Raw genomic sequence first — 16233 nt, 5'->3', positions numbered from 1 at the left:
CTCAGCCTCCTCCCAACGCCAGCGCCACCCGGTAGGTGACGAACGCGGCGAGATAGGCCAGCACCATCAGATAGACGAACATGAAGGTCGGCCAGCGCCAGGAATTGGTCTCGCGCCGGGCGGCGGCCAGCGTCGCCAGACACTGCGGGGCGAACACGTACCAGGCCAGCAACGCCAGCGCCGTGGCCAGCGTCCAATCCTGAGCCAGCGTCGTGCTTAGCGCCTCCGTGACCGCGCCCTCATCGCCGCTCAGGGCGTACACGGTGCCGAGCGCCGCCACCGCCACCTCGCGCGCCGCCAGGCCCGGCACCAGGGCAATGGCGATCTGCCAGTTGAAGCCGATGGGGGCCAACAGCGGCTCCAGCGTGCGCCCGATCAGGCCAGCGAAGCTGTAATAAATCGCCGGCTCCGTCGCACCCGCCGGCGGGCCAGGAAAGCTGGACAGAAACCACAGCACCACCATCACGCTCAGAATAATCGTGCCGATCCGTCGCATAAAAATCCGGGCGCGTTCCAGCAAGCCCAGTAACACGTTGGCGGGATTTGGCCATTTATAGCTGGGCAACTCCATCAGCAAGGGCTGCCGGCCACCGCGCAACAGAGTCAACCGCAATACGCCCGCCGCCACCAGTGCGCCGACGATGCCCGTCGCGTACAAACCGAACATGACCAGCCCCTGCAAACCGATGCCGCCCCAGACCGTGGTGTTCGGTATAAAGGCGGCGATCAGCAGGACATATACCGGTAACCGCGCCGAACAGGTCATCAGCGGCGCGATCAGGATGGTGGTCAACCGGTCCAGGGGATGCGCGATGGTGCGCGCCGCCATGATGCCGGGAATGGCGCAGGCGAAGCTGGACAGCAGGGGGATGAAAGCGCGTCCGTTCAGACCGACCGCGCTCATGAGGCGATCCATCAGAAACGCGGCACGAGTCATGTAGCCGGAATCCTCCAGCAACAGGATGAACAGGAACAAAATCAGGATTTGTGGCAGGAAGATCACCACACCACCCACCCCGGCGATGATCCCGTCGACCAGCAGGCTTTTGAGCAGGCTTTCCTCCATGTGCGCGGAAAGCCACTGTTGCAGGCCGGCCATGCCGCCGTCGATCCAGTCCATCGGCGCCACCGCCCAACTGAAGACGGCCTGGAACATCAGGAACAGGAGGCTGAGCAGAATCAGCGGCCCGACCACCGGGTGCAGCAGAACCCGGTCCAATTGCCGGGTGAGACGCTCCGGCGCGCCCTCCTGGACGACGGCTTCCCGCAGCAGCTGCTCCACCTCCCGGTGGTAAGCCCGAATCGCTTCCGGCGTGGGTTCCACCCAATCCATGGTCGTTTCGCTCGCGACCAGCGGCTGGTTCAACAGGGTATCGATTTGGCTCAGCAGGTCTTGCACCCCGTTCTTGCGCATCGCCACGGTGGTCACCACCGGAATGCCCAATTGCCGGGACAGCGACTCAAGGCTGATCTGGCAACCACGCTTCTGCGCGACGTCCATCATATTGAGCGCCAGAATCAGCGGCCGACCCAATTGTCGCAATTCCAATAGCAACCGCAGATGCTGGCTCAGATTGGTGGCGTCGGTCACGCAGACCACGGCGTCCGGCAACGCCTCTCGCGCTTGCCGACCCAACACGACATCGCGGGTGATGGCTTCGTCGGGACTGCGCGCGCGCAGACTATAGCTGCCGGGCAGATCGAGGAGCTCGACCGTACGACCGACCGGCGTCCGCAACCGGCCGCTTTTCCGCTCGACGGTCACGCCGGGATAATTACCGGTCTTTTGTCGGCCGCCGGTCAGGGTGTTGAACAAGGTGGTCTTGCCACTGTTGGGCGGACCCACCAACGCGATTCGGGCCAGCCGGACCTCCTCGTTGGCCAGGGTGACGACGGTCATGACGACGCATACTCCAGAGTCAGCCCCGGTTTGGCCTCCACCGTCGTATCGTGCAACGGCCCGACCAGCACGGCATTGGCTTCGCAACGGCGCAAGGCAATCGTCATGCTCTGGTTGATGCGCACCGCCAACGGATCTTGCCCCAGGAAACCGTGGTGCAGCACCTCGACCCGCGCGCCTTCCACAAATCCCATTTCCAGCAGACCGCGTTCGATATCGGGGCCGCCCATCTCACTGCTCACCGCCAGGACGCGACCAACACTCCCTCGCCGCATCTGTCCGAGTGGCTGAGTGAAGCCCAAACCCAGGGCTTGGCCCAACGCAAAGGCCTGGCGTTCCCGTTCGCTGTAGCTATTCATTCAGGTACCCTCCGTAGCCGTCTGGGTCTGACCCGGTGCCCGCAGCATCTTGTCCACTTCATCCAGGTGGGTTTGCTCCTCGGCGATCTGGGTGCGGGCGTACTCTTCCAGGCGCACGTCCCGATCCCGCGCGCAATCCAGCAATTCGTAATACGCCTTGAGCGCCTCGCCTTCATGAGCCAGCGATTCCCGCAGGATAGTGCCGATATCGTGCTGGTAGGTTTCCAGCAAGGGGCCGATGCCCAGCGAGGGGTGACCACCCAGACTGGTAATCAATTCCCCCGCTTGGCGAGCGTGCAGCAGACTTTCATCGGCTTGCGCGTTGAGCCAGCCGACGATGGGGATGCGGTTGTAGCCGTACACCATCAGCGCGTAGTGCGTGTAGCGCACCACCCCGGCCAACTCCAATTCGAGAATCCGATTCAACACGCTGATGGCGGCGTTTCTGTCAAGTGTCTGGGTCATGTTCATGCTGCCTTTTCGTCGTGGGAAGATGGTTGATCGCATCTCGTCCGGCGCGAGAATAGCCCTGCCGGCGTGGCTCATCGCGGTCGGACCCGTCGTGCCTTGAAAGAATCATAATATAAATGAGAATCATTCTCAAACAAAACGTAAGCGATGATTATCCATGTGAGTAAATGACAGCTATCCATGCGGGCGAAGGTCGAGGGTAGTATCATTGGCCATCTTGACTCGAAGACAGACGGAGACCTGAAGCAGGATGAAGGCAGCCGGTTTAGTGCATGACGGGATGACCACCGACGAACGCCAGACGGCATTCTGGCTGGCCAGCGTGTTTTCGCTGCGCATGCTGGGCTTATTCATGATCCTGCCGGTGTTCGCGCTATACGCCGAACACCTGCGCGGCAATACGCCGGCGCTGGCGGGTTTGGCCATCGGCGTCTACGGGTTCAGCCAGGCGCTGTTCCAGATTCCCTTCGGCTTCCTGTCCGACCGCTACGGCCGCAAGCGAATGATCTATCTGGGTCTGCTGATTTTCGCCTTGGGCAGCGTGGTGGCGGCGCTGGCCGATTCCATCTGGGGGGTGATCCTCGGCCGGGCCTTGCAGGGCGGCGGCGCGGTATCGGCGGCGGTGATGGCGCTGGCGGCCGATCTGACCCGCGAGGAACACCGCATCAAGGTGATGGCCTTCATCGGCGTCACCATCGGCCTGTCCTTCGCCGTCTCGATGATTCTGGGCCCGGTGCTGAACGGCTGGATCGGGGTACCCGGCATCTTCTGGCTGACCGGGCTGTTCGCCCTGCTCGGCATGGCCGTGGTGCGCTTCCGGGTGCCCGATCCCGCGGTGAGCCGGGTCCACCGCGACGCCGAACCGGTCGCCTCCCAGTTCGGCCGGGTACTGCTCGATCCTCAGTTGCTGCGGCTCAACTTCGGCATCTTCACCCTGCACCTGCTGCTGACCGCCACCTTCGTCGCCGTGCCGCTGGCGCTGCGCGACGCCGGTCTGGCGAGCGGGAAGCACTGGGAAGTCTATCTGCCGGCACTGCTGTTCTCGATGGCGGCGATGGTGCCGTTCATCATCGTCGCCGAGAAGCAGCGTCAGCTTAAGCCGGTGTTTCTGGGGGCGATCCTGTTGCTGGTGCTGACCGAGTTCGGCCTGTTGGCCCTGCACGATAGCGTGCTGGAGATCAGCCTGCTGATGCTGGCGTTCTTCACCGGCTTCAACCTGCTGGAAGCCACCCTGCCTTCGCTGATCGCCAAGATGGCGCCGCCCGACGCCAAGGGCACGGCGATGGGCGTCTATTCCAGCAGCCAGTTCCTGGGCGCGTTTGCCGGCGGGGCGCTGGGCGGTCTGTTGCATGGGCGGTACGGCCTCCAGAGCGTATTCGCCTTCGCGACGCTCGGCGCGCTGGCCTGGCTGCTGGTGGCCTGGACCATGCGCAACCCGAGCCCTCTGAGCAGCTACCTGCTGAACGTGGGCGCGCTGGACGAGGTGGAAGCCTGGGATCTGGCGGCGCGGCTGACGCAGGTGCCGGGCGTGGCGGAGGCGGTGGTCATCGCCGCCGACGGGGTAGCCTATCTCAAGGTGGACCGGCGCGCGCTGGACGAAGCGGCGTTGCGGGCCTATGCGGCGGTGGAACGCTAAGCGGCAAACCTCAACCCGTCTACGTATCCCGCAATCTATGGCATGATGCCGGCATTAACCACCCATCAAAATTTAAGCGGAATTTAAGGAGGCAAGCGCCATGGCCAGCGTCAACAAAGCGATTCTGATCGGCAATCTGGGCAAGGATCCGGAAGTGCGCTACATGCCCAGCGGTGACGCGATCACCCACATCAACATCGCCACCACCGAAACCTTCAAGGACCGCGAGGGCGTGAAGCAGGAGCGCACCGAATGGCATCGTATAGTCTTCTTCGGTGCTCTGGCGAAAATCGCCGGCGAGTACCTGAAAAAAGGCCGCTCGGTGTACATCGAAGGCCGCATTCAGACCCGCAAGTGGCAGGGGCAGGACGGCCAGGATCGCTACACCACCGAAATCGTCGCCAACGAAATGAAAATGCTGGGCGGGCGCGGCGACTCCGGCGGCGATACCTCGTTCGACCAGCGGGCGTCGGAGGAAGGCGCCGCGCCGGCATCGAGAGCACCACAGAGCCCAGCGCGGGCGTCGTCGCCGTCGAAACCGGACGTGGATAACAGCTTCGACGACGATATTCCGTTCTGAGCCGGTCGGAGAGTCGCAACGCTCCGCGCCGGCTGTATTTTCCACGCAACCCGGCGCGGAACGCTCAGAACCGCCCCAGCGCCTCGCCGGTCTGCGCCAGCAGCCGCGCCAGCCAGGGCTTCTTGCCGGTGTAGATCACTTCGTACAGATCGGCCCCGGCGCTGGCATCCAGCAGATAATCGTCGCTGGTGCGCAACTCGTCCACCAATTGGCCCTCCAGCGCCCGGGTGCCGTACCAGTGTTCGCCGGTCGCCACCCGCGCCAGATCCACCTGTGGACGGTGGGCCTTGACGAAATCCTTGAACAGGGTGTGCGCGTCCTCGATTTCCTCCTGAAACTTATGCCGACCCTGATCGGTGTTCTCGCCGAAAATCGTCACCGTGCGCTTGAATTCGCCAGCCGTGAACTGTTCATAATCGACATCGTGTTTCTTGAGCAGACGGTTGAAATTCGGTAACTGGGCAACGACCCCGATCGAGCCGAGCACGGCGAACGGCGCGGCGATGACGCGGTCGGCCACGCAGGCCATCATGTAGCCGCCGCTGGCCGCCACCTTATCCACCGCCACGGTCAGTTTCACCCGCCGGTCGCGGATGCGCAGCAGTTGGGCCGCCGCCAATCCGTAGGCATGCACCAGCCCGCCGGCGCTCTCCAGCCGCAGCATGATTTCATCCTCCGCCTGGGCGACGGTCAGCACCGCCGTCACCTCTTCGCGCAGGGACGCCACCGCCGTGCCGCGAATGTCGCCGTGGAAGTTCAGCACGAACACCCGCCGACGCTCGGTTTTCTCGCGCTGCTTGTCGTGCGCCTTGCGTTCCTTTTGGGCCTGCTTGAACTGCTTTTTCGACAGAATGGCGGACTTGAGCGCCAGCGCCATGCTGTCATAATTTTCGTTGAGATGGCGGATGTCCAACCGCCCGTGACTCTCTCCCCGCTGACCACCGCGCGCCACCAGCGCCACGATGCCGCCCACCACGACCAGCATCGCCGCCACGATGGTGACGGCCTTGGCCAGAAACATCCCGTATTCGTTCAAAAATTCCATCACGCTCCGATCTCCAAAAGACTGTTGATTTTTTTGCCGTTGCCGGGATCAACCCGCTTCGGGTGTCTCCGCCAGTTCCCGAAGGACTTCGGGATAACGTTCGGCGATTTTGAGCAGGGTTAACTGGCTCCCACGCTCCAGTATGGAAGCAGGTCCAAGTCACGTTAACTGGCTCCCACGCTCCAGTATGGAAGCAGGTCCAAGTCACGTTAACTGGCTCCCACGCTCCAGTATGGAAGCAGGTCCAAGTCACGATAACTGGCTCCCACGCTCCAGCGTGGGAGCAGATCCAGACGCTCCAGCGTCTCTCATCCCAACCATCGCGTCTCAACCGCAATCAACCCCGCTTGGCCGGCGTAGTTGCGGGCGCTCGAATACCGCCAATGCACTGGATCATCCACATAGCCCCTGGCAACCGGATTATTGTGCATATACGCCAGTTTCTGCCGCATCATCGCCTCCCCCTGGATGTGCTCCGGGTGCGAACCTTCCTGCCAGACCTGATGATCTCGATCGACTTTGTGTCGGGCCTTGTGGAAGGCGAGGAGTTCCAAAACGGGCGATTGGCGCTCGGTCAGGCGCCGGATGATCTGGCCGGCGGTAAAGGACTTAAAGCTGGCGATGGTGTGACCCAGGTCCGGGGCGGCGGCGAGCAGGTGACAGTGATTTTCCAGGATCACGTAGCCATATAGCGTCAAACGCCCTTGATTTTGCAAGTAGGTCAACGAGTCGAGCAATATCTTCGCGTTGGCGGGTTGGGCGAACAGCGGCAGCCATTTCAGTACGGTGCAGGTGAGGAAATACGGGGCGGTTTGCTCATGAATACGGTAGCGGTCTCGGCCCATGGCTCAGGTTCTTGCGGGTGGTCTTCGGATTCGCGACGCTGGAGCGTCTGGCCCTGCTCCCACGCTGGAGCGTGGGAGCCAGATGACGCGCATGGTGATCGCCTCGCGGAACATGGAGGGTTTTCTCGTTCCCACGCTCCGGCGTGGGAATGCCGTCGAGCCGCTCCAGCGGCCCGAGTCAGCTGAGCGAAACCGCGACGCTGGAGCGTCTGGACCTGCTCCCACGCCGGAGCGTGGGAGCCAGATGACACGCATTTCATCGGCCATTGTGGATCACTTTTTCAAAAAATCGCCCCGCGCTTCGCGCGGGGATAAAGGGTAAAATAATAAAGATCAAAGGGTTATAATGATCTGGCGAGACGGAAGCCCGTGTCACCGTAGCGGTTCGCCGGCGCGAACCTGTTGCGGTAGGCGGAACGCACCCACGCGGGAGCGCTGTATCAGGAGCCGCCGCGCAACGACCGGAGGCCGCCTGTACCATTATCAGTGCATTTGGTCTCCGCGCCGCCATAGCTCTCATCGTATAACGAGCAGGTCCATTCCCAGATGTTCCCACTCAGGTCATAAAGCCCGTAGCCGTTGGCGGCTTTCCGACCCACCGGATGGGTCTGGCGGCCGCTGTTGGCGTCATACCAGGCCAGCCGGTCGGGGTCGTCACCACCGCAGTAGCGTTGTCCGGTAGCGCCACCCCGACAGGCGTATTCCCATTCCGCTTCGGTGGGAAGACGGTACTTCCGGCCCGTTCGGGCGTTGAGCTTTTCCAGGTACGCCTGAATGTCGTTCCAGGAGACGCTTTCCACGGGGTAGTCGTCGCCGCGTTTGAAATAGGGCGGGTTGTCGCCCATCACCGCTTGCCATTGCCCTTGGGTGACTTCGTATTTACCGATCTCAAAGGCATCGACACAGACCCGGTGTTGCCGTTCGGCGCCATCCCGATCCGCTTCCGATGCCGGACTGCCCATCTGGAAACAGCCACCGGGGATGCGTGCCATGTCTGGTTCAAGAAGAGGTGCGGCGGGTTTCGACGAACCTCTCAACCCAATCGACCACCCGCCCCACGCTATCAACCCGATCATGGCGATGACCACCGCCGCGACCCGCCAGTTCGGCTGGCCGGACCGTTCCGGGGCCGCTTTGGGCGGGGGCGGTGCTGCCGGGCGCGGCTTTGCCGGTGGTGCCGGGGCCGCTTTGGGCGGGATCGGCGGTTTTGGCGCGACTTGGGGCTGGGTCGGCGGCTCGGGCGGTGGCGGCGGCGGCGGACGCGGCGGCGGACGCGGTTCGTCCTCTTCCGCCAGCACGGTTTCCAGGTGCTGCCTGAATGCTGTAATCGATTGCAGCCGCTGTTCCGGTTCCACCGCCAGCGCCCGAAGCAAGGCGGCGTCCAGCGCCAGCGGGAGGTCGGGGATCACCTGGCGGGCCGGTTTGAGTAAATCCGATTGTTGCAGCAGTTCGGCCTGCTTGCGATCCAGCGCCGACGGCACCCGGCGCGCGGTCAGCATGAAGTACAGGGTGGCCGCGACGGCGTAGACGTCGGTCCACGGTCCCTGCCGGTTCAAATGACCTTGCAGGTATTGTTCGTAGGGGGCAAAGCCTTCGGAAAAGATCAGCAGGCTGCGGGTGTGGGTGCCGCTCACCTGCCGGGCCGAGCCGAAGTCCAGCAGAATCAGTTCGTCGTCCCGAGTCAGATACAGGTTGCCCGGTTTGATGTCCCGGTGCATGAAGCCGGCTTGATGCACTTTCTGCAAGCCGTCCAGCACCGGTAGCAGCAACTTGATCGCCCGTCGCCACGGCAAGCGGACTCCCGGTTGTCCTCTCCCGGTTTCAGATGCCGCGCCAAGTCTTCGCCTTCGTAGTAGTCCATGACCAGGTAGGCGGTGTCGTTCAGTTCGAAGAAGTTTATGACCCGCACCAGATGCGGATGGCGTAACTGCGCGATCGTTTGCGCTTCCTGTAGGAAGGTTTTTAGTCCGTAGTGGAACAGGTCTTCATGCTCGTGGGCGTTGAGCACCACCATCTTGCGATTGGTCGAGCGCCCGACAAATTCGCTGGGGTAGTATTCCTTGACCGCGACCTTCATCTTCAGGGTCACGTCGAAACCGCGATAGGTGATCCCGAATCCGCCCTGACCCAGCTTTTCCCCGACCACGTAGCCCTTGAGTTGCGTCCCGACCGGCAGCAGCGCGGCGGATCGCCCCTCCAGACCGGCGCGGTAATGGCAGATCGGGCATACCCCGGCCGCGTCCCACTCGCGCGGGTGGAAACACCCCGGACAGGTCACCTCGACCGGGCGACCCTGGGTTTCATCCGGTGGTACGGTCATGTGGCAAACTCCCATATAGAGTCCCATCGGACGCCGACAAACTCCTTGCCTAGCGCCCCCCCAACGGCGATGCTATAGTTCCTCGCCGATGTTATTGTTCAAAAATTACTGATGACGCGCAAACTTTACATCAAGACCCACGGCTGCCAGATGAACGAATACGACTCCGCCAAAATGGCGGATGTCCTGCGCGTGGCCCACGGTCTGGAGCGTACCGACGACCCCGACCAGGCGGACGTCCTGCTGCTCAATACCTGCTCCATCCGCGAAAAGGCCCAGGAAAAGGTGTTTTCGCAACTGGGCCAGTGGAAAGCCCATAAATCCCGCCGCCCCGGCGCGGTGATCGGCGTCGGCGGCTGCGTCGCCAGCCAAGAGGGCGAGGCGCTGCGCGAGCGGGCGCCGCAGGTCGATCTGGTGTTCGGCCCGCAAACCCTGCACCGGTTGCCGGACATGCTCTCGGCCGTGTGGGCCGACCGCCATCCCGTCGTCGATGTTTCCTTCCCGGAGATCGAAAAATTCGACCGGCTGCCGGAACCGCGCGCCGAAGGGCCGACCGCCTTTGTCTCAATCATGGAAGGATGCAGCAAATACTGCACCTTCTGCGTGGTGCCCTACACCCGCGGCGAGGAAGTCAGCCGGCCGTTCGCCGCCGTTTTGGCCGAAGTGGCGGCGCTGGCCGCGCAGGGTGTGCGCGAAATCACCCTGCTCGGCCAAAATGTCAACGCCTACGCCGGGCCGACCGACGACGGCGAGAGCGCCGATCTAGCCCTGCTGATCGAATATGTCGCCGCCATTGACGGCATCGACCGCGTCCGCTACACCACCTCCCACCCGGTGGAATTTTCCGACCGGCTGATCGAGGCTTACGCCCGCGTCCCGCAACTGGTCAGCCACCTGCACCTGCCGGTGCAAAGCGGTTCCGACCGCATCCTGGCGTTGATGAAACGCGGCCACACCGCGCTGGAATACAAGGCCAAAATTCGCAAGCTGCGCGCCACGCGCCCGGACATCAGCCTGTCCTCGGATTTCATCGTCGGCTTCCCCGGCGAAACCGAGCGGGATTTCGAGGCAACCATGGCGTTGATCGACGAGATCGGCTTCGATCACAGCTTCAGCTTCATCTACAGCCCCCGGCCCGGTACCCCCGCCGCCAGCCTGGCCGACCCCACGCCGCTGACCGTCAAGAAAGAACGACTCGCGCATCTGCAAGCACGGATCGAGGACGGCGCGCGCGCCATGAGCCAAAGGATGGTCGGCACCGTCCAGCGGGTGCTGGTGGACCGGCTCTCGCGCAAGGACGACCGGCAACTGTCGGGGCGCACCGAGAACAATCGCGTGGTCAACTTCGACGGCCCACCCGGACTGATCGGCCGCTTCGCCGATCTCGCCATCACCGAGGCGCTGCCCAATTCCCTGCGCGGTCGCCTGCTGGCCTGTCCGGAGTTGCCGGTGGCCGCGCTCAAGCCAGCCAGCTAGCAGATCTCCCATCCGAACCGCCCACGCCTTGAACCTAAACACGTCTCCCCAGTTTCAAGATCTATTGCTGGAACCCGCCGACAACGCACGGCTGGCCAATCTGTGTGGGCATCTGGACGAACATCTGCGCCAGATCGAACGCCGGTTGGGCGTGGAAATCAACAATCGCGGCCATCAGTGTCGGGTGATCGGCGAGCCGGCGGCGATCGCGATTGCGGTCGCGGTGCTGGAAGCGCTGTACCGAAGCACCCGCGACGAGGCGCTAACCCCGGCCAGCGTGCATCTCACCCTGCAGGAAGCCGGCGCCGACGCCCTGGTCGAGGAACTGGAGCCGGACGCCGACGAAGTGCTGATCCGCACCCGGCGCGGCCTGATCCGTGGCCGTGGTCCCAACCAACAGCGCTACCTGTGGAGCATCAAGCATCACGATCTGAATTTCGGGGTCGGTCCGGCCGGCACCGGCAAAACCTATCTGGCGGTGGCCTGCGCCGTGGATGCCCTGGAATCCAGCACGGTGCGGCGGCTGGTCCTGGTGCGGCCGGCGGTGGAAGCCGGCGAGCGGCTGGGCTTCCTGCCCGGCGACATGGCGCAGAAAATCGATCCCTACCTGCGGCCGCTCTACGATGCCCTGTACGAAATGCTGGGTTTCGAGCGGGTCACCAAACTGATCGAGCGCAGCATCATCGAAGTCGCGCCGCTGGCCTTCATGCGCGGCAGAACACTGAATGACTCCTTCATCATCCTCGACGAGGCGCAGAACACTACCGTGGAGCAGATGAAAATGTTCCTGACCCGGATCGGCTTTGGTTCCACGGCGGTGGTCACCGGTGACGTGACTCAGGTCGATCTGCCGCGCAACGTCCAGTCCGGCCTGCGGCAGGTACTGCAAGTGCTCAAGGATGTCGAGGGGATCAGCATGACCTTCTTCAATGCCCGCGATGTGGTGCGGCACCCACTGGTGCAACGGATCGTCGGGGCCTATGCCCGTTACGAACAGGACAACCCCTCATGACGCTGGAACAGGACAACTCCTCATGGACGCTGGAACTGGATTTGCAGATCGCCTTGGACATGCCGGGATTGCCGGATGAGCGCGAGTTCCGCCACTGGGCCGAAGCGGCGCTCGCCGGCGCGGGCTATCGCTGCGATGCCGAACTGACCGTCCGCGTGGTCAACGAAGCCGAAAGCACGGCGCTCAATGAAACCTACCGCCACAAGCAGGGACCGACCAACGTGTTGTCCTTTCCGTTCGAGGCGCCGCCTGGGGTCGAAAGCACCCTGCTGGGCGACATCGTGATCTGCGCCCCGGTGGTGCTGCGCGAGGCATTCAGTCAGGAAAAACCGGCCTGGGCACACTGGGCACACCTGGTCGCGCATGGCGTTTTACACCTGCTGGGCTATGATCATCAGCATGAGCCACATGCCGAAGCCATGGAAACCTTGGAAATCCGTATCCTGGCGGGTCTCGGCTACCCTGATCCTTATGGAGACCCACAAGACCGATCATGAACGACGAGCGAGCCGAATCAAGCCATAAATCGTGGCTGGAACGTTTAAGCTCCGCCCTGATGGGCGAACCCAAGGACCGGGACGAACTCATAAAGTTGTTGCGCGACGCCCAGCAACGGGAACTGCTGGACGCCGACTCCTTCAAGATGATGGAAGGCGTCATGAAGGTGTCGGAAACCCAGGTGCGCGACGTCATGATTCCCCGCGCGCAGATGGTGGTGCTCGAACACGACTGGAGCCTGGAGCGCCTGATCGCCGAAATCGTCGAGTCCGGCCATTCCCGCCTTCCGGTCATCGACGAGACCAAGGACAACGTCATCGGTATCCTGATCGTCAAGGATTTGCTGAGCCACGCCTTCGACCGCCGTGAAGCCTTCGATCTCCGCGCTCTGCTGCGCCCAGCCAAGTACATCCCCGAAAGCAAGCGTCTCAATATTCTGCTCAAGGAATTCCGTGGCAATCGCCTGCACATGGCCATCGTGGTCGATGAATACGGCGGCGTGGCTGGATTGATCACCATTGAGGACGTGCTGGAAGAGATCGTCGGTGAAATCGACGACGAACACGATACCGACGACGACAGCGCCTTCATCCGCTCCCAGGGCGACTCCTTCATCGTCAAGGCACTGACTCCGGTCGAGGATTTCAACGAGTACTTCCAGGCCACCCTCAACGACGAACGAGCCGATACCGTCGGCGGGCTGGTCATGATGGAGCTGGGGCGACTGCCCAAGGGCGGCGAGACCGTGGACCTGGATCGGTTCCACTTCCGGGTGCTGCGCGCCGACAACCGGCGGATTCATCTGCTGGAAACGACCTTGCACGACGGTCAGCAAGCCGTGCTGTCCACCACCGAGAACAGCTGATTCCGGCGCCACGCGAACCCTCTTCCGCCCGGAGAGGGTTTTTTCTTATGCCGCCGCGCCCTTGCAAGCCACGCTAACCCTCTCTCTTTCGCCAACCGGGTGGGCCGAACCCATCGACACCTGTCCGCCGATCATGATGCCCGATCTTTCGCAACGCCGCCCTCTCGCCATCGACCTGTTGGCCTTTAGCGCCGGGGCGCTGCTGCCGCTTGCCTTCGCGCCGTTCGGGATCTGGCCGCTGGCGATTCTACTGCCCGCCATCCTGCTGTGGAGCTGGGACAATGCCGCGCCGCGGCGGGCGGCGGCGCGCGGCGGGTTGTTCGGCCTGGGCGCGTTTGGTTTTGGCATTTACTGGATCTTCATCAGCCTGCATGACTTCGGCAATGCCCCGGCAGCGTTCGCGGCGCTCGCCACCTTCGTAGTGGTGGCGGTAATGGCGCTGTACCCCGCCGTCGCTGGCTGGCTCCTCGTCCGCTGGGGGCCACCGCCCGGCCCGGTTCGCTGGCTATTGGTCTTCCCGACGTTGTGGACGCTGCTGGACTGGGTTAGAAGTTGGCTGTTCACCGGATTTCCCTGGCTAGCGGTGGGTTACAGTCAGACCGATTCGCCGCTGGGCGATCTCGCGCCCTATCTCGGCGTGTTCGGCGTCGGCTGGGCGGTGTTGGCCAGCGCCGGCTTGTTGCGGGCGCTGCTGAACAGCGGTCGCGGGCAAGAACGCTTGCTCTGGCTGGGCATGCTGGCGGCTTTGTGGCTCGGCGCCTGGGGCCTGGGTCGCATTGCCTGGGTCGAGCCGGCGGGACCGCCGCTGCGCATCGCCCTGGTGCAGGGCAACATCACTCAGGATCGGAAATGGCAGCCCGCCGTGCTGGAAGAAACCCTGCGGCGCTACGTCCAGCTCAGCCTGAACGAGCATGGCCATGCTGATGTCATCGTCTGGCCGGAGACGGCGATCCCGGTTTTCCAGGATGAAGCCCGCCCCTTCCTGGTCGCGCTGACCGAAAGCGCCCAACACGCGAACATCGACTACGTGACCGGGATTCCGACTGGTTCCTGGGAAACCAACGTCTTCCACAATAGCGTGATCAGCATCGGCCGCTCGCCCGGTTCCTACCAGAAACGCCGCTTGCTGCCGTTTGGCGAATATCTACCGCTGCGCTCGTTCTTCCTGTTCTTTCGGGACTGGGTGAACATCCCGATGGCCGACTTCACCCCCGGCGAGCGCGATCAGCCGCTACTGCACGCCGGTGGACAGCCGGTCGGAGTCTCCATCTGCTTCGAGGCCGTGTTCGGCGACGAAATCCGTCAGGCACTGCCCGAGGCGACCTGGTTGATCAACGTCAGTAACGACGCCTGGTTCAAGGATTCCACCGCCCCGCACCAGCACCTGCAAATCGTGCGGATGCGCGCCCTGGAAATGGCTCGCTACCTGGCCCGCGCCACCAATACCGGCCTCTCCGCCATTCTCGACGACCGTGGCCGAATCGTCAGCCAAGGTCCACAGTTCAAGGCCAAAGTCATCCGTGGCGAGGTGCGCCCACTGCGCGGACTGACGCCTTACGCCCGTTTTGGGGATTTGCCGGTGGTACTGACGATGCTCTGTTTACTGGGTACCGGCTTGTTTCTGGGCCGGCACGGCGCGATCAGGCCATGAGCGGATGGCGCGCTGCATTCCCACCCACCTGGCGTGCCCGGATTACTGGAGTGGCGCGCCGGTGGGCCGCGTTACCGTTGCGGGAACGGATGGTCTGGGGCGGGAGCTTCACCGTGCTCGGCAGCCTGCTGCTGTTGGCTTCTTGCGCCACCGCGCCCCCGCGCGATATCGACGATGCCTGCGCCATCTTCGACCAACACGGAGCTTGGTTCGCCGACGCCACCGCCGCCAGCCAGCGTTGGGACGTGCCTCTGCCAATACTGCTGGCAATCATCCACCAGGAATCCGCCTTCCAGGCCGACGCCCGACCGCCCCGCACCTGGTATCTCGGCTTCATTCCCGGCCCTCGTCCTTCCTCCGCCCACGGCTACAGCCAGGCACTCGATGGGACCTGGGGCGACTACATCGCCGCGACCGGCAACCACGGCGCCGACCGTGACCAGTTCGATGACGCCGTGGACTTCATCGGCTGGTATGTCAGTGAAACCGCGCGCCGCAACGGTGTCGCCAAACACGATGTCTACCATCAGTACCTGGCTTATCACGAAGGTCAGGGCGGTTTTGCCAGAGGCAGCTATTGGAACAAACCGTGGTTGATGAAGCGAGCCCGCCAAGTCAGCCGGCAAGCTGCCCGCTATCGTGCCCAACTGGGCCGTTGCGAACCGCCACTAGCGGCACCGAGACCAATCTGATTGCTCTTCGAGCCGGCAATTTTCATCAGCGGCGGCCATAAAAAAACCGCCAGCAGATCCGGCCGGCGGTCAAAGTACAGGATATTGAGCTTAAAACACGCTTCGCTGTAGAAACCGGCTTAAGCGGTGCTTAGTTAAAAACAATCCGGCCAAGCGGTAAATCGGGACGATTGACAGATCAATCAGGGTTTATACCTACTTCGCGATAGTCACGATTCTTCGGTCACGCGCACGAAGTCCGTGCCCCCACAAGCCGGACAAGGCGCGATCGTCGCGCTGGCGAGAAAGATCATCGATTTCCCACATTTTTCGCAGTACAGAGTACCGGGTCCGGTAATCTCGCCGCTGTGATACCGCTCGGTCTCCACCTCCTCCGCCGACGCTTCGAACGCCAATAGATCCAGCCGCGATTGATCCACGCCGCGCTGAAAAAAATCCAGCAGGCGGTCTTCAAGCAACTCCAGATCGAACCGTAGCCAAGCACGTAAATCTTGACCGGTGGTCGTCAGATACTGGCCGGCATCTTCCAGATCGCGTTTCAGATAGCCGCCGATCAAGCGGGCTTCCTCGCGGGTCAATTCGCCCAGCTCCACGGCCTTTTCCGCTGCGTGCTCGATACTGGCGCGCAGTTGCGGAAGTGCCTCCTGCTCGGCTTGTTCCAGTTCTTCCAGACGGACTTTCACCCGCTCCATCATGCGGTCATACGCCTGAACCAGGCGACTGGTTTGCGTAGGTTCGGTCATAATCGTATCTCCTCCATCCGGTTCTCCCGGAACGGGGCTGTCGCTCGCTTGACTTCCTCATTCTAGTCGTATTTCCAGCTTGCTGTTTGATGGGATTCAGTTAAGTTATGCTTATTAAATACAGTGCTCGAACCCCAACG

General features: G+C 62.8%; 16 protein-coding genes. 8 read left to right on the top strand and 8 right to left on the bottom strand.

Annotation, left to right across the window (positions count from 1 at the left end):
- Window position 1 precedes the first annotated feature (1 nt).
- Genes IPM89_12060 through IPM89_12050 form a run of 3 tightly spaced genes read right to left on the bottom strand, consistent with a single transcriptional unit; the run spans window position 2 to window position 2724 of the window.
- The gene (locus IPM89_12060; protein ID QQS53599.1) at window positions 2-1900 is read right to left on the bottom strand and encodes a ferrous iron transporter B; all 1899 of its coding nucleotides are present in this window, start codon (window positions 1898-1900) and stop codon (window positions 2-4) included.
- Window positions 1897-2259 carry a ferrous iron transport protein A gene (locus IPM89_12055; GenBank protein ID QQS53598.1) on the bottom strand — a complete coding sequence of 121 codons (363 nt, stop codon included), beginning with the start codon at window positions 2257-2259 and terminating at the stop codon, window positions 1897-1899. Before IPM89_12055 ends, IPM89_12060 begins: the two co-directional genes overlap by 4 nt.
- On the bottom strand, window positions 2260-2724 hold the full coding sequence (locus IPM89_12050) for a bacterioferritin (GenBank protein ID QQS53597.1): 465 nt from the start codon (window positions 2722-2724) through the stop codon (window positions 2260-2262).
- A 256-nt stretch (window positions 2725-2980) separates the two neighbouring features.
- Between IPM89_12050 and IPM89_12045 the strand changes: the two genes are divergently transcribed.
- Both IPM89_12045 and ssb read left to right on the top strand, forming a co-directional pair.
- On the top strand, window positions 2981-4366 hold the full coding sequence (locus tag IPM89_12045; GenBank protein QQS53596.1) for an MFS transporter: 1386 nt from the start codon (window positions 2981-2983) through the stop codon (window positions 4364-4366).
- 100 nt (window positions 4367-4466) lie between these two features.
- A complete protein-coding gene (gene ssb, locus IPM89_12040) occupies window positions 4467-4946 on the top strand; it encodes a single-stranded DNA-binding protein (protein QQS53595.1) in 480 nt (159 codons plus the stop codon).
- Window positions 4947-5010: 64 nt separating this feature from the next.
- On the opposite strand, the gene sohB is transcribed toward ssb, so the two are convergent.
- From sohB to IPM89_12020, 4 genes are all read right to left on the bottom strand, one after another.
- Complete coding sequence (gene sohB / locus IPM89_12035; GenBank protein QQS55901.1) at window positions 5011-5991, bottom strand: protease SohB; 981 nt, start codon at window positions 5989-5991, stop codon at window positions 5011-5013.
- 308 nt (window positions 5992-6299) lie between these two features.
- The gene (locus IPM89_12030) at window positions 6300-6836 is read right to left on the bottom strand and encodes a transposase (GenBank protein QQS53594.1); all 537 of its coding nucleotides are present in this window, start codon (window positions 6834-6836) and stop codon (window positions 6300-6302) included.
- Window positions 6837-7276: 440 nt separating this feature from the next.
- A complete protein-coding gene (locus tag IPM89_12025) occupies window positions 7277-8629 on the bottom strand; it encodes an SUMF1/EgtB/PvdO family nonheme iron enzyme (GenBank protein ID QQS53593.1) in 1353 nt (450 codons plus the stop codon).
- Window positions 8518-9156, bottom strand: a complete 639-nt coding sequence (locus IPM89_12020) for a protein kinase (GenBank protein ID QQS53592.1) — start codon at window positions 9154-9156, stop codon at window positions 8518-8520. Before IPM89_12020 ends, IPM89_12025 begins: the two co-directional genes overlap by 112 nt.
- A 111-nt stretch (window positions 9157-9267) precedes the next feature.
- On the opposite strand from IPM89_12020, the gene miaB reads away from it, so the two are divergent.
- From miaB to IPM89_11990, 6 genes are all read left to right on the top strand, one after another.
- Complete coding sequence (gene miaB / locus IPM89_12015; GenBank protein QQS53591.1) at window positions 9268-10632, top strand: tRNA (N6-isopentenyl adenosine(37)-C2)-methylthiotransferase MiaB; 1365 nt, start codon at window positions 9268-9270, stop codon at window positions 10630-10632.
- Between the two features lie 28 nt (window positions 10633-10660).
- Entirely contained in the window at window positions 10661-11644 is a 984-nt protein-coding gene (locus IPM89_12010) for a PhoH family protein (protein QQS53590.1), read from the top strand.
- Window positions 11641-12141 (top strand): rRNA maturation RNase YbeY, encoded by a 501-nt coding sequence (gene ybeY / locus IPM89_12005; GenBank protein QQS53589.1) that lies wholly within the window; start codon window positions 11641-11643, stop codon window positions 12139-12141. The genes IPM89_12010 and ybeY overlap by 4 nt, the downstream gene beginning before the upstream one ends.
- Window positions 12138-13007, top strand: a complete 870-nt coding sequence (locus IPM89_12000; GenBank protein ID QQS53588.1) for a CBS domain-containing protein — start codon at window positions 12138-12140, stop codon at window positions 13005-13007. The genes ybeY and IPM89_12000 overlap by 4 nt, the downstream gene beginning before the upstream one ends.
- A 133-nt stretch (window positions 13008-13140) precedes the next feature.
- Window positions 13141-14658, top strand: coding sequence for an apolipoprotein N-acyltransferase (gene lnt / locus IPM89_11995; GenBank protein QQS53587.1), 1518 nt, complete (start codon window positions 13141-13143; stop codon window positions 14656-14658).
- A gap of 89 nt (window positions 14659-14747) precedes the next feature.
- Window positions 14748-15350 carry a hypothetical protein gene (locus IPM89_11990; GenBank protein QQS55900.1) on the top strand — a complete coding sequence of 201 codons (603 nt, stop codon included), beginning with the start codon at window positions 14748-14750 and terminating at the stop codon, window positions 15348-15350.
- Between the two features lie 209 nt (window positions 15351-15559).
- Here the strand turns inward: IPM89_11990 and IPM89_11985 are convergent, their stop codons facing one another.
- Window positions 15560-16093: a zinc ribbon-containing protein gene (locus IPM89_11985; GenBank protein ID QQS53586.1), complete on the bottom strand. Its 534-nt coding sequence runs from the start codon at window positions 16091-16093 to the stop codon at window positions 15560-15562.
- Window positions 16094-16233 lie beyond the last annotated feature (140 nt).

The sequence above is a fragment of the Candidatus Competibacteraceae bacterium genome, from assembly GCA_016699715.1.
Lineage (GTDB): Bacteria > Pseudomonadota > Gammaproteobacteria > Competibacterales > Competibacteraceae > Competibacter.
Note: the sequence above shows the minus strand (reverse complement) of the source record. Positions and strands in the feature narration are given on the sequence as shown.